This window comes from Phytohabitans aurantiacus (assembly GCF_027923225.1).
Lineage (GTDB): Bacteria > Actinomycetota > Actinomycetes > Mycobacteriales > Micromonosporaceae > Phytohabitans > Phytohabitans aurantiacus.
This window is the reverse complement of record NZ_BSDI01000007.1, coordinates 486,024-504,128: the sequence shown is the minus strand read 5'-3', so window position 1 is coordinate 504,128 and position 18,105 is coordinate 486,024. Positions and strand designations below refer to the sequence as shown.

The window sequence follows — 18,105 nt, the reverse complement described above, 5'->3', positions numbered from 1 at the left end:
CTCGACAACGTTGTCGAGGAGGTTAACTCTTGTTACGTGCCGTGTGTCAATAGCAATCTGACAACGTTGTCGAGTAGGTTGACATCGTTACCTGGCGGACGCAGACTGCCCGCGGAGGGATGAGATGAGCGAAGAGCCGGTGGCGCCTAGGGGCCGCCCCACGTTGCGTGACGTGGCGCTGCTCGCCGGGGTCAGCACGAAGACCGCCTCGCGGGTGGTCACCGGCGAGGGCGGCGTCACCGCCGCGAAGGTCACGGCCGTCCAGGACGCGGTCGCCAAGCTCGGCTACCGGCCGAACTTCACCGCGAGCAGCCTGCGCCGGGCCAACGGCCGCACGGCGGCGATAGCGGCGGTACTGGAAGACGTCTCCAACCCGTTCTCGTCCGCCCTGCACCGGGCGCTCGAAGACGTCGCCCGCGACCGCGACGTCATGATCTTCGCGGGCAGCGTCGACGAAGACCCGGCGCGCGAGCGGGCGCTCATACACGCGTTCACCACCCGCCAGGCGGACGCCCTCGTGGTCGTGCCCGCCAGCGACAACCAGCGGTATCTCGCGGGCGAGGTCAACGCGGGCACCCCGGTGGTCTTCGTCGACCGGCCCCCGGTCGGCATCGACGTCGACGCCGTACTGGTCGACAACCACGCCGGCGCGGCCCAGGCCGTCCACCACCTGGTCACCCACGGTCACCGCGACATCGCGTACCTGGGCGACCTGCTCGCGATCGCGACCGCGCGGCAGCGGTTCCAGGGCTACAAGGAGGCCCTCAGTGACCACGGCATCCGGCCCTTGGCCGAGCACATCGTGCACGACCTGCACGCCGAGGTGGACGCCGAGGCCGCCGCCCGCCGCATGCTGACCGCCGAGGCGCCGCCGACCGCGCTGTTCACCGCGCAGAACCTGGTGACCATCGGCACGCTGCGGGCCCTGCGCTCGCTGGGCCTGCACGAGCGGGTGGCGCTGGTCGGGTTCGACGACTTCCCGCTGGCCGACCTGCTCCAGCCACCGGTGACGGTGGTGGCGCAGGACCCGTCGGAGATGGGCCGGCTCGCGGCGTCGCTCATCTTCCGGCGCCTGGACGGCGAGACGTGGCCGCCCACCACCCACCACGTCCCCACGCGCCTGATCGCGCGCGGCTCCGGCGAGCTACCGGGCCCGCACGCTCACCCGGAAGCGGCGCAGTAGCAACCCGGCCGTCACGGCCAGGCCCACGAACAGGCCCCACCACACGCCGCGCGCGCCGCCGTCCAGTACCGGGCCGAACAGCGCGGCCGCGGGCAAACCCACGAGCCAGTACCCGATCAGCGTCATCCGGAACCCGGATCCGGTGTCGTCGAGGCCCCGCAGCAGCCCCACGCCGAGGTTCTGCGCGCTGTCCACGTACTGCAGGATCGCCGCCACGACGAGCAGCGAGCCCGCGATGGCGTACGCCTCGTGGTCGCCGGGGTCGAGGAACGGGCGCAGCACCAGGTCTGGTGCCGCGATGTACGCGACACCCACCGCCGACATCGCGAGGACACTGTGGACGAGCGCGGTCCGCGCGACGCGCAGCGCGCCGGCGGCGCGACCGAGGGCCATCTCGCGGCTGACGATGATGGACGCGGCGTGCGAGAGCCCGATGCTGACCTGGAACACGATGTAGACGAGCTGGTTGACGGCGGCGTGCGCGGCGAGGGCGGCGGCGCCGAAGGAGCCGATCAGCAGGGCCACGACGGAGAAGAAGCCGGCCTCGGAACCGTACGTCCCGGCCAACGGCAGGCCGAGGACGAGCAGCCGGCGGACCGTGGCGCGCCGGGCCCGCCAGGCGTCCAGGGCGAGCATCGGCGCGAGCACCGGGTCGCGGCGGGTCATCGCGTACAGGGCGACGAAGGTCAGCAGGAACACGGTACTGGTGGACAGGCCGATGCCGACCAGCCCGAGCCGGGGGAGCGGTCCAGCGCCGAAGCCGAGGAGCCAGTTGAGCAGGACGTTCGCGCCGACCGACGCCACCGTGATCCAGACCAGCGCCTTCGGGCGGGCCATCCCGACGGTGTACTGCCGGATCACCTGGAACCACAGGCACGGCAGCAGGCCCGGGGCGAGCGCCACCAGCATGGTCCGCGTCGACGCGGCCACGTCCGGGTCCTGCCCGAGCCAGCCGAGCACCGCGCCGATCGCCACCAGGGCGGCGGTGCCGGCGACACCGGCCACAGTGGCCAGCAGCAGGCCGGCGCGGAGCAGGTCGCGCAGCTCGTCGGTCTGCTCGCGGGCGTGCGCGGCGGCGACCTGGTTGCCCACGGCGGTGACCAGGCCGACGCCCACGGTGCGGACCTGGGAGAACAGCACGAGCCCCAAGCCGCCCGCGGCGAGTGCCTGTGCACCGAGCGCACCCATCATCACCGTGTCGGTGGTGGTCACCGCGGCCTGGGCGAGCTGGGTGGCGGCGATCGGCACCGCGAGGGCGGCCAGTTGGCGGCTATCGCGGGTGAACGTCGGGGTGGTAATCGTCATCTCGGGTTCGAGACCTTACCTGTTTCCTTCATCACCGCAGGCAGTGGCTACCGCCCCGTCCCGTTGACAGGGCCCTTAGGTTAGGCAATCCTCTGCACGGATCATGACGTGGAGGGGTGGAAACAACGTGAACCTGACCAGGCGCCAGCTGCTTCGTATCGGCGCCGGCGTGGGGGTGGCCACCGCTGGTGGCGTGCTGCTCACCGCTTGTGGCGATGACGCCCAGGGTACCGCCGGCCAGGCGTCGTCCGGCGCCCCGCGCAAGGGTGGCGTGCTGCGGGTCGGCGCGCTCGGCAAGGCGTCGGCCATCACCCGGGACCCGCACGGTGTACAGAACAACGAGAGCGACTTCCTGATCCTCAGCCTGGTCTACGACGCGCTGACGGTGCCCGGCGTGACCAGCAACGTCGCGCCCCGGCTGGCCGCGACCTGGGAGCCGAGCGCCGATGTGAAGCGGTGGCGGTTCACCATCGCCGAGGGCGCCACCTTCCACGACGGCACCCCGGTGACCGCCGACGACGTGGTGTGGTCGCTGCAGCGGCTTCGCAACACCCCGGCCGGCAAGACCCGCCTGCCCGGCGTGGAGGCGGACGCGATCCAGGCCGACGGCACCAACGCGGTCACGCTCACCTCCACGTACGCCAACAGCGAGCTGCCGCTGCTGGCGCGACTGACCACGTTCACGCTCAAGAAGGACACCGCCGACGTCGCCGGCTCGCCGGGGACCGGGCCGTTCAAGCTGGAGTCCTTTCAGGACGGTAACGCGCGGCTCGTGCGCAACGACGCCTGGTACGGCGGCGACGTGCTGCTCGACGCGGTCGAGGTGCGGATGTTCGAGAGCCCGCAGGCGATGGCGAACGCGTTGCTCGCCGGCCAGATCGACCTCGCCTCGAACGTCGGCGCGGTGGCCGCACGGGTCGCCGAGAGCCGGAGCGACGTGCAGATCGTCAAGCGCCCCAACGACATGGCGATGCCCATCGTGATGCGGGTTGCGGACGGGCCGTTCGCCGACGTACGGGTGCGGGAGGCGCTGCGCCTGGCCGTCGACCGGGAGGCGATGGTCAAGCAGGTGCTGTCCGGGTACGGCACGGTGGCCAACGACGTGCTGGGCACCGCCGACCCGGCGTACGACAAGGCGCTGCCGCAGCGCACCCGCGACCTGGAGCGGGCCAAGCGGCTGCTCACCGAGGCCGGCTTCGACCGCGCGAAGACGTACCAGCTCTACACCACCGAGGACATCCCGGGGCTGGCCGAGTCGGCGACGCTCTTCGCCACCCAGATGCGCGACGTCGACGTCAAAATCGAGGTCGTCAAGCAGGAGTCGAGCGCGTTCTGGGACGGCACCTGGCTCAAGTCGCCCCTCTACACCACGTACTGGGGCACCAACGACTCGCTGGTCTTCTTCGCCAGCAAGACAATGGCCTCCGACGCCGCGCAGAACGAGGCCGCCTGGAAGGATCCGGCCTTCGACGCCGCGTACCAGTCCGCCGTCGCCACCGCCGACCAGACTGTCCGCACGGGCAGGCTCAAGGAGCTTCAGAAGATCGAGTACGAGCGGTCCGGGTACCTGCTGTGGGGCATGGCCGACGGTGTCGACCTGGCGGCCGCGAAGGTCCGCGACCTGCCGAAGCTCGGCGGCTACGGCCGGGTCCAGCTCGAGCGGACATGGCTGTCGGCCTGACGCGGCGCCGATCGGCGTACCTGGCAGGGCTGCTCGCACGGCGGGCGGCCCTGCTGGTCGTGCTCCTCACGCTGGTGTTCGCGGCGGTCGACCTGTTGCCCGGCGACGCCGCCCGCTCCACCTTGGACCGTGGTGCGACCGCGGACGCGCTCGCCGCCCGCCGCGCGCAACTCGGCCTCGACGACCCCTTGCCGGTACGGTTCGCGCGCTGGATCGGCGGGCTGGCGACCGGCGACTTCGGTGTGTCGGCGCGTGGTGAGCCGGTCTCCGCGATCCTCGGCGGCCACCTGCCCAACACGGTGCTGCTGGCGGGACTGGCGTTCCTGGTGACGATGCTCGGGGCGCTGGCACTGGGCGGCCTGTCCGCACTCCACCCCGGGCGGCCGCTCGACCGCGCCGTGTCGAGCGCGTCCACAGTGGTCGTGGCGATCCCCGAGTTCGTGGTGGCGAGCCTGCTGGTGCTCGTGTTCGCGCTGTGGACGGGGCTGCTGCCCGCCGTCACCGTCACATCGACCAGCGGCCGGCCGGCGTCGGCGAGCATGCTCGTGCTGCCCGTGCTCGCCCTCGCGCTGCCGCAGATCGGCTGGAACACGCGCATCGTCCGGGCCGCGCTGACCGACGAGCTACGCGCCCCGCACGTCGAGGCCGCCGTCCTCGATGGACTGTCTCCGTGGCGGGTGCTGACGCGGCACGTCCTGCCGGGCGCGCTGCCGACCATCGCGGCCGGCGCCGCCACGTCGGTCGGCATGCTCCTCGGCGGCACCGTCGTCGTCGAGACCATCTTCAACTACCCGGGCGTGGGCACGGTACTCGCCGGTGCCGTCCTCGACCGCGACACCGCCGTGGTCGCCGGCACCACGGCGGTGACCGGCGCCGCCATCTGCGCGGTACTACTGTCGGCGGACCTGGTGCGCGCCTGGGCGACGGGGCGGCGGGCATGAGACGGCTACTGCGCTTCGCCCCGGCCGTGCTCGTGGCCACGCTCGCGCTGCTCGGACCGTGGCTCGCGCCGCACCCCATCGACGAGCCGGTGACCGCCCCGTACGCCGAGCCGGGCGGGGGCGCGCTGCTCGGCGGCGACGTGCTCGGCTTCGACGTGACCAGCCGGCTGCTCGCCGGTGGCCGGGAACTGCTGCTCACCGCGCTCGTCATCGCGGTCGTCGTGACCGGGCTGGCCGCCCTGATCGGCACGGTGGCCGCGCTGCGGCCCGCGCTCGGCCGGATCATCGAACGCGTCGCCGACACCGTCATGATGCTGCCGACCGTGCTGGCGCTGCTGCTGGTGGTGCTCGCCTACCGGGGCGACAGCCGCGGCGCCCTGATCGTCGCGGCAGTGGTGGTGGGCCTGCCGTACGCGGTACGCGTGGTGGCCGCGGCGGCGGCTCCGGTGGCCGCTTCCGGGTTCGTCGAGGCGGCCGCCGCGGGCGGCGAACGGTTGTGGTGGCTGGCCTGCCGCGAGGTCCTGCCGAACCTGCGCGCCACCATGCTCGCCGTGTTCGGCCTACGCTTTATCGAGGCCGTGTACGTCGTCAGCGTCGCCGCGTTCCTCCAGATCGGACCGCAGCCCCCGGCGGCCAACTGGGCGCTGATGGTTCGCGAGAACGGCCCCGGCATCCTGCTCAACCCCTGGGCGGTCATCGCGCCGAGCCTCGCCATCGCGGCGCTCGCCATCACCGTGAGCCTCGCCACCGACGCGCTGGCCGTGGCCACGCGCCGCCAGGCGGTGGTGCCACGGTGACCATTGTGGACGGTCCGGGGCCGATTGTGGACGTTCGAGGGCTGGGCGTCGCCGCTCCCGCCGGTCGCCTCGTGCTCGACGGCGCCACGCTGACCGCCGCGGCGGGCGGGGTGACCGCGCTGGTCGGGGCGTCCGGCGCGGGCAAGACGACCCTGCTGCACGCGCTCGTCGGGGCGCTGCCGGCCGGGTTCACCCATCGCGGCGGTACCGTGCGCGTGCTCGACCAGGACCCGTTCGTGCTGTCGAGCCGCGACCTTCGCGTGCTGCGGCGTACCCGGATCAGCCTGGTCGGCCAGGACCCGGCCAGCCGCCTCAACCCGCGGATGCGGGTGCACCGCCTGGTGGGCGAGGTCGCCGCGCCCGGCGAACAGGTCGGCGGCGTGCTCGCCTCGGTCCGCCTGCCCGCGACGAGGGAGTTCGCGCGGCGGCGGCCCGGCGAGCTGTCCGGCGGCCAGGCCCGGCGGGTGGCCCTCGCCCGCGCCCTCGCCCGCCGCCCGGACCTGCTGCTGCTCGACGAGCCCACGGCCGGGCTCGATCCGGAGCTGCGCCGCGAGATCGGCGCCCTGCTGCGCGAACTGGCGACCGAGCGCGGCCTGGCGGTGGTCTTCGCCTGCCACGACCTGGAGCTGGTCGACCAGATCGCCGACACCGTGGTCGAGCTGCCGTCCCTCGCGACGTCCGAGCCCACGCGGCCGGCGACGCCCCGGCCCGCCGGCACCGCGCCGGCTCCCGCCGCCTCATCGGTGCTGTCGGCGCGGGATGTGTCCGCGTTCGCCGGGCGCCACGGCCACCCGATCCTGCGCGACGTGAGCCTCGACCTGCCGCGCGGGGCGGCCATCGCGATCGTCGGGCCGTCGGCGGCCGGGAAGACCACCCTCGCCCGGGTCGTCACGGGCCTGCACCCGGCCACGCGCGGCACCCTCACGCTGGACGGCCAGCGCCTGCCGCTCAGCGCCGCACGCCGCGGTCGCGAGCAGTGCCGCCGCGTCCAGCTCGTGCCGCAGGACCCGCTCGGCGCGCTCAACCCGGCCCGCACGGTCGGCGACACGCTCACGCGACCGTTGCGCCTGCACCGCCGCCGCACCCGCGACCAGGTCTCCGGACGGGTCCACGAGCTGCTGGACATGGTGAACCTGGCCGCCGACCTCGCCGAGCGGTACCCGCACGAGCTCTCGGGTGGGCAGCGGCAGCGCGTCTCGATCGCGCGGGCGCTCGCGGCGGAGCCGGACGTGCTGGTCTGCGACGAGGTGACCTCCGCACTCGACGCCCGCACCACCGAATCGATCATGCGGCTGCTCGCCAAACTCCGCGCGGATCAGGGCCTCAGCCTTCTCGTCGTCAGCCACGACCATGACCTCGTGGCCACGTACTGCGACGCGGTCGTGACGCTCGCGGACGGTCGCGTGCTCCGTCGGAGCCAGTGAACCGCGCGAGGCCCGATGTGGACCGCGTGGCAGGATGGGACGGTGCAACCAATGTGGCCACGAGAGCGTCCTGCGGGTATGACCTTCGCCCGCGTCCGTGCGATGGTGCTCATCGGTGCCCTGACCGTTGTCGGTTTGATCGTCGCGCTGGTGACGGTCTTCTCCGACGATCAAGCCAGCGGCGGCGCGTCGGCCGGGTGCAAGGCGGGCCAGCCGTACGCCGACACCGAGATCCGGCAGGAAGACAAGATCACCGTCTCCGTGTACAACGGAACCGGCCGGGCTGGCGTGGCGGCCGCCGTGGCGGCCGACCTGAGCGACCGCGGTTTCAAGGCCAAGGCCGAGAAGAACGACCCGAACCAGGCCGACGTGGACGGCGTCGGGATGGTGCGCTACGGGCCCGAGGGCGTGGGATCGGCCCAGGTCGTCCGGGCGTACCTGTTCGGCGAGGCGACCCGCGAGTACGACCCGAACAAGAAGGGCGCCGCGGTCGACCTGATCGTGGGCAAGAACTTCGTGGAGCTCGCCCGCCTCACCGACAAGAACATCGCCCTCGCCGACCTGGGCCAGCCCGAGGCGCCGGCCGGCACCTGCGAGCGCGCGGCCGGCTAGCGGTCGGTCCACTCGTCCGGCAGGTCCTCGGGCCGCAGCGTCGTCAGATCCTCGGCGGTCGGCGCGGCCTCGCGGGCCAGCCGGTTCGCGTGCTCCGCCACCATGATCTCGAAGGTGCGGCGCGCCATCCGGCCGTTGCCGAAGCCGGGGCCCCGGCTCATGGCCGAGTAGTAGTCCAGCAGTTCGGCGAGGGTATCGTCTGGCAGCGTGTAGTCGTGCGCGGCCGCCTGCGCCTCGGTGATCCGCACCAGCTCCTGCGGGCTGTAGTCGGGAAACTCGATGACCTGGCCGAACCGTGACCGCAGGCCCGGGTTCACCGCCGTGAACCGCGCCATCTCGCCGGTGTAACCAGCGGCGATGACGACCACCTCGTCGCGGTGGTCCTCCATCAGCTTCACCAGGGTGTCGATCGCCTCGCGCCCGAAGTCGCGGCCACTGTCCTCAGGCGACAGTGCGTACGCCTCGTCGATGAACAGCACGCCGCCGCGGGCCTTGTCGAACGCCGCCTTCGTCTTCACGGCGGTGCCGCCGACGTGCTCGGCGACCAGGTCGACGCGGGCCACCTCGACCAGGTGTCCCTTGGCGAGCAGGCCCAGCGCGGTCAGGATCCGCCCGTACAGCCGGGCCACGGTGGTCTTGCCGGTGCCGGGGTTGCCGGTGAAGACGAGGTGACGGCTCAGCGGCGGCGTCTTGAGCCCGGCCGCCGTGCGCCGCTGGCCGACGACGATGATGTCGATGAGCGTGCGCACCTCGGCCTTGACCGCGGCCAGGCCGATCAGCCGCTCCAGTTCGCCGAGCAGCTCGTCCACTGTGGCCGGTTCGGCCGCGTCCGGCGGTGCCGCGATCGGGCGCCCGGCCAGCAGGTCGTCGAGCGCCTCCTGGCGTACCCTCAGCTCAGCCACGACCGCCAGCGCCTTCTCCTTGTCGGCGGGGTCGGTCAGGGGCTTACCGGGCACGGTGTCCGCGAGTTCGCGCAGGACGGTGATGCGGTCGTCCAGCTCGCTGAGTAGCCGGTCAGCGGTGGCCTGGGCGTCCGGATCGGACAGTTCGTCATCGCGCTTGGCGTCGACGATGCCGCGCACGGTCCACAGGCTGTCTTCGAGGTTGTCGACCATGGCATCGAACGGCGGGCTGTCCGCGGCCGCCGCTTCGGCCGCCGCGGTGGCCGCGACATCGCTCGAAACCGGTGCGCCCTCCTGGATACCGACGTCGTCGGGCTCGCCGTTCGCGTAGGAGGCGCAGGCGGTCAGTGTGGCGTCGCCGTACAGCTCGAAGCCGGCTGCGCCGTTGTGGTGGGCCACGCAGGCGGTCAGCGCCGTCTCGCTTGGCGTGTCGTCGATGTAGAAGCCGGCACCGTGGCTGCCGCTGACCTCGCACTGGTCGATGAAGGAGTGGCCCCCCTCGATCCAGACCCCGGCCGGTCCGGAACCGGAACCGGTGACGCGGCACCGGGTGAACCGGCCCTCGCCACCGCTGACGTAGAGCCCCGAACTCTCCGGGCTTTCGACCGTGACATCCTCGGCGGTGAGGAAAGCGCGATCGGAGACCGAGAGTTGGCCTCCGCCACGCAGTATCGTGGCGCCACTGACGGTTACCCGTGCCCGGTCCGAGGACCTCACCGCGTCGTACCGGACGTCTTCCACGCGCAGCCGGGTGACGGTCGCCGTCGCTTCCTTGCCGGTCACCGAGACGCCGGAGTCCACACCGGTGATGACGCAGTCGGTCACCGTCGCGGTCGCGCGGGCGTTGACGTCGACGCCGGTGCCGTCCGTGCCGCTGACGGTGCAGTTCACCAGCTCGGCGCTCGCGCCGCGGCCACTCACCTGCAGGCCGCCGTTCTCGTTGTTCCGCATCGTCGTGCCCGTCACGACGGCGCGGCCGCCTTCCTCGACCTGTACGGCGTAGAACTCCGTCTCGTCGATCAGGCAGTCGCGCAGGGTCACCACGGAGTTGGCGCCGGACACCGCCACCCCGGCGAACTGGGACTTGGCCACCGTGCACCCGACCAGCTCCGGCGTGGCGCCCGCGGAGACCTCGATCGTGGTGAACCTCGACTCGACGAACTCGCACCGCTCGAACAGCCCCGCGGCGCCCTCGACCGCCAGCGCGTTCCGGGAGCCCTCGACGCGGCATTCCCGAAGCGTGGGGACCGCACCGCCGGTGACCTTGATGGCCGGCGCGCTGCCCGCGCCGATCAGGCAGTCCTCGAGGAACGGGGCCGCGCCGTCGATGACCAGCGCGCTGCCCCAGCCGTCGTCGCCGACCGCGATCATGATGCTGCGCACGGTGGCGTTGGCGCGCAGGGTCAGCGGGCCGTCGTTGTGCGCCAGCCCGACCGTGCCGGTGCCCTCGATCGGGCGCAACTCGACGGCCTTGTCGACGACCAGCTCTTCGATGTAGGTGCCACCGGCGATCTCGATGACGTCGCCGTCCCTGGCGGCGCGTAGCGCCGCCTCGACCGTCGAGTACCGCCGGCCATCCACCTGAAGCACCCGAGGACCGGCCGAGTCCTGTGCCTTACCACGCAACCATGCCACGGGCGGGGAGTCTACTGTCCACGATCAAGTACGCGCGCGCCCGTGCCACCGCACCGGCGTCTGGCGAGCTTGCGCCATGGCGCAACCTCGCCACAGCGCGGACATTCCCCTGGCAGCGCGGCCGCGATACACCCTGATCATGTCTTTCCCCACACGGCGACTGGTCGCCGCGGCGGTGACCCTGCCGCTGATCGCCGCCGGCCTCGCGGTGCTTCCGGCGGCGGCGTCCGCGGCGCGGACGCCCGCGCCGACCGCGACGCCAGCGACACACACGGTCACGCTCATCACCGGTGACGTCGTCACCATCCAGACGCTCGCCGGGGGCCAGCAGATCGCGGACGTCAAGCGTCCCGACAACGCCACCGGTGGGGTACGCGTCGAGAGCGGCGGCGGTGACCTGTACGTGCTGCCGGACGAGGCGGTCCCGCTGGTGAACGCCGACCGGCTCGATCGGCGGCTGTTCAACGTCACCGACCTGGTGGAGATGGGCTACGACGACGCGAAAGCCGGCGGGATACCGCTGATCGCGACGGGTACGCTACCGAGCGCGACCGTGGTGCGGCGGCTGCCGAGCATCGGCGCGAGCGCGGTGCGGGTGGACAAGAAGCAGGCTCGCACCTTCTGGAGTGCGTCGGTCGCACGCGCTGCCGGCAAGCTCTGGCTCGACGGCCGCGTCCGGGCGAACCTGAAGGAGAGCGTGCCCCAGGTGGGCGCCCCGCAGGCGTGGGCCGCCGGATACGACGGCACGGGCGTCACGGTCGCGGTACTGGACACCGGTGTCGACGCGGGCCACCCCGACCTGGCCGGCAAGGTGGACGAGGCGGTGAGCTTCGTACCGGGTGACGACGCGGGCGACGCGAACGGCCACGGCACCCACGTCGCCTCCACGGTCGCCGGCACCGGCGCCGCGTCCGGCGGTGTCTACAAAGGAGTAGCGCCCGGCGCTGACCTCGTCGTCGGCAAAGTACTGGACGACAGCGGCTTCGGCAACGACTCGTGGGTACTGGCCGGCATGGAGTGGGCCGCCGGTACCGGTGCCGACGTGGTGAGCATGAGCCTCGGCGACGACACGCCGTCCGACGGCACCGACCCGCTGTCCGCGGCGGTCGACGCGCTGTCGGCACAGTACGGCACGCTGTTCGTCATCGCCGCCGGCAACGCGGGACCGGAGACGATCGGCGCGCCCGGCTCGGCCGCGTCCGCGCTGACCGTTGGCGCGGTCGACAAGTCCGACGCGCTCGCCGACTTCTCCAGCACCGGCCCGCTCATCGGCACCGGCGGCCTCAAGCCGGACCTCACCGCCCCCGGTGTCGACATCACCGCCGCGCGCGCCCAGGAGGGCGGATACACCACCCTCTCCGGCACCTCGATGGCCACCCCGCACGTGTCCGGCGCGGCCGCGATCCTCGCGCAGCGGCACCCGGACTGGACCGGCGAACGGTTGAAGGCCGCCCTGATGAGCAGCGCCAAGGGGCTCGCCGGGCACTACAGCGGGTACGAGGTGGGCACCGGCCGCCTCGACGTGGCCGCCGCCGTCTCGAACACCGTGCAGGCCACCGGATCCGCGTTCTTCGGCAACTACGACTTTCCGCACGAGCCGGGAGACGCCCCGGTCACGAAGCCGGTCACGTTCACCAACTCCGGCAAGACCCCGGTGACGCTGAACCTGGCTGTCACGGGTGGCCCGTTCACCGTGGGCAGCCCGTCGGTCACCGTACCGGCCGGCGGCAGCGCCGACGTCCAGGTCACCGGCGACCCCACAGTGGACGGTGTCGGTCGCTTCACCGGCTGGCTCACCGGCACCGACGCCGCGACCGGAACCCCGCTCACCCGCACCACCCTCGGCCTGCTCAAGGAGGACGAGCGGTACGACCTCACCATCCGGGTGCGGGACCGCGCCGGCAAGCCGGCGAACGTCTGGGTGGTGCTGAGCGAAGCCGGCGAGCCGGCGGCGTACCGCGTCGAGGGCGAGACGACGCTGCGACTGCGGCCCGGCACCTACGCGGCGTCGTCCTATCTGGACGTTCCGGGTGAGAGGCCGGACGCGCTCGGTCTCGCCGTACTCGTCGCCAGCGGCGTGAAGCTCGACCGGTCGAGGACGATCACGCTCGACGCCCGCCGGGCGCGCCTGCTCCAGACCACGGCACCGCGCCGCACCGAGGACCGCCAACGCAAAATCGACTTCAACGCCGGCGGGTACCGCAGCGGCTACCAGGTTCCCGTCAAGTACGACGACCTCTACGTGTCGCCGGGCTCCTACGACCTCGTGACCCGCTGGCGCAAGGGTGAGCCGGCACTCAGCCTCAACGGGGGCGGCCGGGCGTTCGACGCCGTCGTCCAGCCGGGCAGCACGTTCACGGCCGGCTCGGCGACGCTGCGGAGCGTGTACGCGGGCACCGGCGCCGCGAGCGAGTACGCCGGCCGGCCCGCCGCCGGGCGGATCGCGGTCGTGACCCGCAGCGACGCGGTATCGGCCGAAGAGCGCGCCGCCGCCGCGGTGGCCGCCGGCGCCAAGGCCCTGATCGTCGTCAACGACGGCATCGGCGTGCTCAACGAGTGGGTCGGCGAGGCACCCATCCCGGTCGCGACCGTGCACCGGGATCAGGGCGCGCGCCTGGTCTCGCTGGCACGCTCCGGTGCCCAACTCGGCCTCACCCGCACCCCGTGCGCCGGGTACGTCTACGACCTGGCCCGCAACTACGCCGGGCAGGTGCCGGACCGCCCGCTCACGTACCGGCCCAGCCACGACAACCTCGCCCGGATCGACGCCCACTACTACGCCGTGCGGCCCGCCGAGGGTGCCGGGTTCCGGTACGACATGACGTTCACGCCGTCGGTGGGCTTCCGCGAGCGCGAATGGCACCCGGGCACGCGCACCGAGTGGGTCACGCCGGGGCAGGAGTGGTTCGAGACCCACCAGCAGGGCAGCTGGAGCGACTCCTCGTACCGCAACACCTACCGGGCGGGCACCACGACACGGCTGAACTGGTTCGCACCCGCCACCCGGCCGGCGTTCAGCCGCGCGTTCGCGGTCCAGAATGGACGGTACCGGGACTATCTCACCATCAACGTCAAGACGTGGAGCCCGTCCGGCGTCCCGCTGGAGCACGGCGGCGACATCGACTGGGGCGAGGTACCGACCAACCTCAAGCTGTACCAGGGTGACAAGCTGATCGACGAGAACCCGAACTACTCCGATCTACAGTGGACCGAGGTACCCTCCGGCACCCTGCCGTACCGGCTCGTGCTCGACGCGTCCCGCCCGGCCGAGCAGTGGCGGCTGTCGACCCGCACCCACACCGAGTGGCGCTTCGTGTCCGGCTCCAACGAGGCCGACGACTTCGTACCGCTCGCGCTGCTCCAGCTCGACTACGACGTGCCGACCGACCTGCACGGCGACGTACGGGCCGGCGCCACCCAGCGGATCGGGCTCACCGCCGGTCCGCAGCCGGGCGGCACGGGCACCGGCCGGGTCACCACGGTGACGCTCGACGTCTCGTACGACGACGGCGCCACCTGGCTGCCCGTCAGCCTCCGCAAGGACAGCGACGGACACTGGTCGGGCACGTTCAAGCCGTCGAAGAAGGCGGGCTTCGTCTCGGTACGCGCCAGCGCCGCCACGAAGACCGGCTGGCGCATCGACCAGGAGATCATCCGCGCCTATGGCGTCCGCTGACCCGGCGCTGCGGGCGGTTTGACGGGGGCTTGGTTGGGCAGCAAGCTGGATCGGTGTTTGACGTGATCGTTGTGGGAGCGCGGGTCGCTGGTTCGCCTACCGCGATGCTGCTGGCGCGGCAGGGGCATCGGGTGCTTGTCGTCGACAGGGCGCGGTTTCCGAGCGACGTGATTTCCACGCATCTCCTGCACGTGCCGGCGGTGGCGATTCTGCGCCGGTGGGGCCTGCTGGAGCGGGTGCTGGCGTCCGGCACGCCGCCGTACGAGTACTTCCGGATGGACTTCGGTGAATTCGCCATCCACGCGCCGGCGCCGGCCGTCGACGGCGTCCAGCACCCGCGCTGCGTGCGCCGCACAGTGCTGGACAAGATTCTCGTCGACGCGGCCGCCGAGGCGAGCGCGGAGGTGCGTGAAGGGTTCACTGTGGACGGCCTGGTCGTCGAGGACGGCGCGGTGGTCGGGATACACGGTCGGGACCGGACGGGCGCTCAGGTCGTCGAGCGGGCACGGATCGTGGTGGGTGCCGACGGGTTGCGGTCGACGGTCGCGCGCGAGGTCGGCGCGGAGCCTTACGGTGCCACACCGTCGCTGACGGCGACCTACTACGCGTACTACCGGGGCGTGGCCGCCGGCGGTGGCGAGATCTACAGCCGCGGCGACCGCGCCGTCGTGGTGTTTCCGACGAACGACGAATTGGCGTGCGTGTTCGTCTCCTGCCCGACGAAAGACTTCGCGGAGTTCCGCACCGACGTCGAAGGCCAGTACGCGGCGGCGATCGACCGCGTCCCCGAGCTGGCCGCGCGGGTACGTGCCGGCGAGCGGGTCGAGCGGATGCGGGCCACCGCCGACCTGCCCAACTTCTTCCGCACGTCACACGGGCCGGGGTGGGCGCTCGTCGGCGACGCGGGCTATCACAAGGATCCGTGCCTGGCGGCGGGCATCATGGACGCGTTCATGTGCGCGGAGACGCTCGCGGTGGCGATCCACAGTGGACTTTCGGGCGAGCGTGACATGGACGAGTCCCTGGCGGGATACGTGGCGCACCGGGACGCGTGGTTCACGCCGTACCTCGACCTGACCACCCGGCTGGCCGCGATGGAGCCGCCCCGGCCGGAGCAGGTGGCGCTGCTCGCCGCGATCGCCGCCGACCCGGCGGAGTCCACCCGGTACATCGGGGCGTTGCAGGGCAGCACGCCGATCGGGGAGTACCTGAGTCCCGGCAACATCGGCCGCATCATGGCGCGCGCCGGTCAGTAGGGTCGCCAGCCCAGCGCGGTGGACAGCTCGGCCGCGGCGGCCACCAGCAGAGCGCGGGCCTGCTCGGCGCGCTCGGCGTCGAAGCGGATCGTCGGCACCGATACGCTCATCCCGGCGACGACCCGTCCGGTGTGGTCGCGCACCGGCACCGCGACGCACCGCACGCCCCGGGTGTACTCCTCGTTGTCGACGCTGTGCCCGCGCTCGTCGATGAGGGCAAGCTCGGCTTCGAGGGCGTCGAGGTCGGTGATGGTGCTTTCGGTGAACCTTTCGAGGGGCTGGCCGCCCAGCAGCGACCGCCGTTCGGCCTCGGGCAGGTCGGCGAGCAGCACCTTGCCAACGCCCGTGGCGTGTGCCTCCAGGCGCCGGCCGATCGCGGACGCGAGCACCAGCATCTGGCTGCCATCCACCTTGGACACGTACACGTTGTACCGGCCGTCCCGGACGGCGAGCTGGACGGTCTCGTCGAGCGCGTCCCGGACCCGCCGCATGTACGGGCGGGCGCGGTCGGCCAGGTCGACCGCGCGCAGGTACGCGTTGCCGGCCTCCCAGGCGCGGATACCCAGGGTGTAGCGGCGGGTATCGGTGTCGAGCTCGGCCCAGCCCGACTGGACCAGGGTGCGCAGCAGGCTGTGCAGGCTGGAGCGGGGATAGCCCAGCGCGTCGGCGATCTCGGTGAAGGTCATCGGGGTCTCGCGCCGCGTCAGCAGGTCGAGGATCTCCAGCCCACGCAGCGCCGACTTGACGGCCTCCGACTCGCCGCGTGCCAAGGCTCCACCCCCGAGGTCGCTTGTAATTCGTATATGTGAACAGAGGTTCGTCGCCTTGACAAGGCCCTCGTGGTCGATAAAGTGCTGTTCACCGACGTGAAACCAGGTTTCGGTATGCGAACGGAGTCGGCATGAGCTTCACAGTTCGGGCGCTACCGGTCGGCCGTACGGAGATTCCGGGGCCGGAGCTGTTCTGGATGGGGGAGTGGGACCGCTGGTTCCCGCTGTCGTTCCACGTCCTGCTGCTCCAGCGCGACGGCGTCACCGCACTGGTCAACACGGGGGCACCGGCAGACCTCGCGCCGCTCAACGAGATCTGGACCTCGATCCTGGGCGAGCGCTCCCGCTACGAGCGCGACGCCACCGAGACCATCGAGGCGCAACTGGACCGCGTCGGGGTACGCCCCGCGGACGTCACGCACGTCATCGCGACGCCGTTCCAGCTCTACACCACCGCCGGCATCCCGCTGTTCACCAACGCGCTAATCTGCCTGTCGAAGAAGGGCTGGGTGCACTTCCACACCACGCACCAGCACCCGCACGACAACCGCTGGACCTCCCTGTCCCGTGATGTGCTCGTGCACCTGGTCACCGACGCCTGGGACCGGGTGCGGCTGCTCGACGACGAGGACGAGATCGTGCCCGGCCTGCGCACCTGGTGGGCCGGCACCCACCATCGGGCCTCCATCGCCGTCGAGGCCGACTCGACCGCCGGCACCGTCGTCGCCTCGGACGCGTTCTTCTACTACGAGAACGTCGAAGACGGCCGGATGCTCGGCATCAACGAGAACATGTACGAGGGCCTGGCCTGCTACGAGCGCACCCGGCGGGTCGCCGATCACATCGTGCCGCTGTACGACCCGAAGGTCTTCGACCGCTACCCGGACGGGGTGATCGCATGAGACGGCACAAGCCCCTGGCGGTACTGGCCGCGCTGTCCCTGCTGGCCGTCGCCTGCAACCGGGGCAGCGCGAGCGAGAGCGACTCGTTCACCATCGGGTACGCCGGCCTCTCCAGCGAGTTCCCGTTCGTCGCCGACGTCAACCGCGGCCTGGAGTCCGCCGCCAAGCAGGCCGGCCTGGAGCTCATCGTCTTGGACAACAAGTACGACCCGCAGGCCGCGCTGTCCAATGCGGACACCCTGGTACTGCGCAAGGCCGACGTCGTCATCGAGTTCCAGACCGACGCCCAGATCGCGCCGGCCCTGTGCGAGAAGTTCAAGGCCGCCGGCCTCGGCGAGAAGGTCATCGCGATCGACATTCCGCACGAGCCGTGCGCGGTGTTCTTCGGCGCCAACAACAGGCGTGCCGGTGAGATCGCCGGCGAGGAGCTGGCCAAGGCGGCGAAGGCGAAGTGGGGAAGCGTCGACAAGCTGGTGCTGCTGGAGCTGCCGCAGTCCGGCGAGCTGGTGCGCTCGCGCACCGACGGCTATGTGGACGGTGTCCGGAAGGTGTTCCCCGACTTCCCGGACAGCAAGGTGGTCAAGGTCGACGGCAAGGGCGCGCTGGAGCCGTCGCTGACCGCGATGCGGAACCTGTTGCCCACGCTCGCCGGCGACCAGCACCTGTTACTGGGCGCCGTCAACGACCCGAGCGCGGTCGGTGCGTTCCGGGCCATCCAGAGCGCGGGAAGGCAGGACGCGTTTCTCATCGGCGGGCAGAACGCCACCATCGAGGCGCGGCAGGAGATCTGCAACAACTCGAAGACGTTCATCGGCACCGTCGGCTACTTTCCGGAGAAGTACGGGCAGGCGCTCGTGGACCTCGCCCGCAAGCTCCACACCGGAGAGTCCACGGACGACAGCGTCTACATCGAACACCAGTGGGTGAGCAGTGCCAACATCCGAGAGTACTACCCCACCTGCTGAAGCCGCCGCGGTGCTGCGCTGCGACGGGGTACACAAGAGTTTCGGGGCGACGCGGG

General features: G+C 71.8%; 13 protein-coding genes. 10 read left to right on the top strand and 3 right to left on the bottom strand.

Annotated features, from left to right (window positions below):
- Positions 1–124: 124 nt before the first annotated feature.
- Positions 125–1,183 (top strand): LacI family DNA-binding transcriptional regulator, encoded by a 1,059-nt coding sequence (locus QMG73_RS09900; RefSeq protein WP_281893926.1) that lies wholly within the window; start codon positions 125–127, stop codon positions 1,181–1,183.
- Here QMG73_RS09900 and QMG73_RS09895 read toward each other — a convergent pair.
- Entirely contained in the window at positions 1,145–2,488 is a 1,344-nt protein-coding gene (locus QMG73_RS09895; protein ID WP_281893925.1) for an MATE family efflux transporter, read from the bottom strand. The genes QMG73_RS09900 and QMG73_RS09895 overlap by 39 nt on opposite strands.
- A 127-nt stretch (positions 2,489–2,615) precedes the next feature.
- Between QMG73_RS09895 and QMG73_RS09890 the strand changes: the two genes are divergently transcribed.
- From QMG73_RS09890 to QMG73_RS09870, 5 genes are all read left to right on the top strand, one after another.
- Positions 2,616–4,169 carry an ABC transporter substrate-binding protein gene (locus QMG73_RS09890; RefSeq protein ID WP_281893924.1) on the top strand — a complete coding sequence of 518 codons (1,554 nt, stop codon included), beginning with the start codon at positions 2,616–2,618 and terminating at the stop codon, positions 4,167–4,169.
- Positions 4,154–5,110, top strand: coding sequence for an ABC transporter permease (locus tag QMG73_RS09885; RefSeq protein ID WP_281893923.1), 957 nt, complete (start codon positions 4,154–4,156; stop codon positions 5,108–5,110). The genes QMG73_RS09890 and QMG73_RS09885 overlap by 16 nt, the downstream gene beginning before the upstream one ends.
- A complete protein-coding gene (locus QMG73_RS09880) occupies positions 5,107–5,907 on the top strand; it encodes an ABC transporter permease (RefSeq protein ID WP_281893921.1) in 801 nt (266 codons plus the stop codon). Before QMG73_RS09885 ends, QMG73_RS09880 begins: the two co-directional genes overlap by 4 nt.
- Complete coding sequence (locus QMG73_RS09875) at positions 5,904–7,331, top strand: ABC transporter ATP-binding protein (protein ID WP_281893919.1); 1,428 nt, start codon at positions 5,904–5,906, stop codon at positions 7,329–7,331. Before QMG73_RS09880 ends, QMG73_RS09875 begins: the two co-directional genes overlap by 4 nt.
- A 78-nt stretch (positions 7,332–7,409) precedes the next feature.
- Positions 7,410–7,943 (top strand): LytR C-terminal domain-containing protein, encoded by a 534-nt coding sequence (locus QMG73_RS09870; protein WP_281893918.1) that lies wholly within the window; start codon positions 7,410–7,412, stop codon positions 7,941–7,943.
- Here QMG73_RS09870 and QMG73_RS09865 read toward each other — a convergent pair.
- Positions 7,940–10,480 (bottom strand): right-handed parallel beta-helix repeat-containing protein, encoded by a 2,541-nt coding sequence (locus QMG73_RS09865; protein WP_281893916.1) that lies wholly within the window; start codon positions 10,478–10,480, stop codon positions 7,940–7,942. The two genes, QMG73_RS09870 and QMG73_RS09865, sit on opposite strands and share 4 nt — an antisense overlap.
- 139 nt (positions 10,481–10,619) lie before the next feature.
- Between QMG73_RS09865 and QMG73_RS09860 the strand changes: the two genes are divergently transcribed.
- Together QMG73_RS09860 and QMG73_RS09855 are read left to right on the top strand one after the other, a co-directional pair.
- Positions 10,620–14,156, top strand: a complete 3,537-nt coding sequence (locus QMG73_RS09860) for a S8 family serine peptidase (RefSeq protein ID WP_281893915.1) — start codon at positions 10,620–10,622, stop codon at positions 14,154–14,156.
- A 62-nt stretch (positions 14,157–14,218) separates the two neighbouring features.
- A complete protein-coding gene (locus QMG73_RS09855) occupies positions 14,219–15,412 on the top strand; it encodes an NAD(P)/FAD-dependent oxidoreductase (RefSeq protein WP_281893914.1) in 1,194 nt (397 codons plus the stop codon).
- Here the strand turns inward: QMG73_RS09855 and QMG73_RS09850 are convergent.
- Entirely contained in the window at positions 15,406–16,182 is a 777-nt protein-coding gene (locus tag QMG73_RS09850; protein WP_281893913.1) for an IclR family transcriptional regulator, read from the bottom strand. The genes QMG73_RS09855 and QMG73_RS09850 overlap by 7 nt on opposite strands.
- Positions 16,183–16,313: 131 nt before the next feature.
- On the opposite strand from QMG73_RS09850, the gene QMG73_RS09845 reads away from it, so the two are divergent.
- Entirely contained in the window at positions 16,314–17,084 is a 771-nt protein-coding gene (locus QMG73_RS09845; protein WP_281893911.1) for an MBL fold metallo-hydrolase, read from the top strand.
- On the top strand, positions 17,081–18,049 hold the full coding sequence (locus tag QMG73_RS09840) for a sugar ABC transporter substrate-binding protein (RefSeq protein WP_281893909.1): 969 nt from the start codon (positions 17,081–17,083) through the stop codon (positions 18,047–18,049). The genes QMG73_RS09845 and QMG73_RS09840 overlap by 4 nt, the downstream gene beginning before the upstream one ends.
- Positions 18,050–18,105 lie beyond the last annotated feature (56 nt).

Bases quoted from the DNA above. Each gene is read 5' to 3' on its own strand.
- QMG73_RS09870 (WP_281893918.1), top strand. From the start codon at position 7,410: ATGACCTTCGCCCGCGTCCGTGCGATGGTGCTCATCGGTGCCCTGACC.
- QMG73_RS09880 (WP_281893921.1), top strand. From the start codon at position 5,107: ATGAGACGGCTACTGCGCTTCGCCCCGGCCGTGCTCGTGGCCACGCTC.
- QMG73_RS09845 (WP_281893911.1), top strand. From the start codon at position 16,314: ATGAGCTTCACAGTTCGGGCGCTACCGGTCGGCCGTACGGAGATTCCG.
- QMG73_RS09900 (WP_281893926.1), top strand. From the start codon at position 125: ATGAGCGAAGAGCCGGTGGCGCCTAGGGGCCGCCCCACGTTGCGTGAC.
- QMG73_RS09885 (WP_281893923.1), top strand. From the start codon at position 4,154: ATGGCTGTCGGCCTGACGCGGCGCCGATCGGCGTACCTGGCAGGGCTG.
- QMG73_RS09895 (WP_281893925.1), bottom strand. From the start codon at position 2,488: ATGACGATTACCACCCCGACGTTCACCCGCGATAGCCGCCAACTGGCC.
- QMG73_RS09840 (WP_281893909.1), top strand. From the start codon at position 17,081: ATGAGACGGCACAAGCCCCTGGCGGTACTGGCCGCGCTGTCCCTGCTG.
- QMG73_RS09860 (WP_281893915.1), top strand. From the start codon at position 10,620: ATGTCTTTCCCCACACGGCGACTGGTCGCCGCGGCGGTGACCCTGCCG.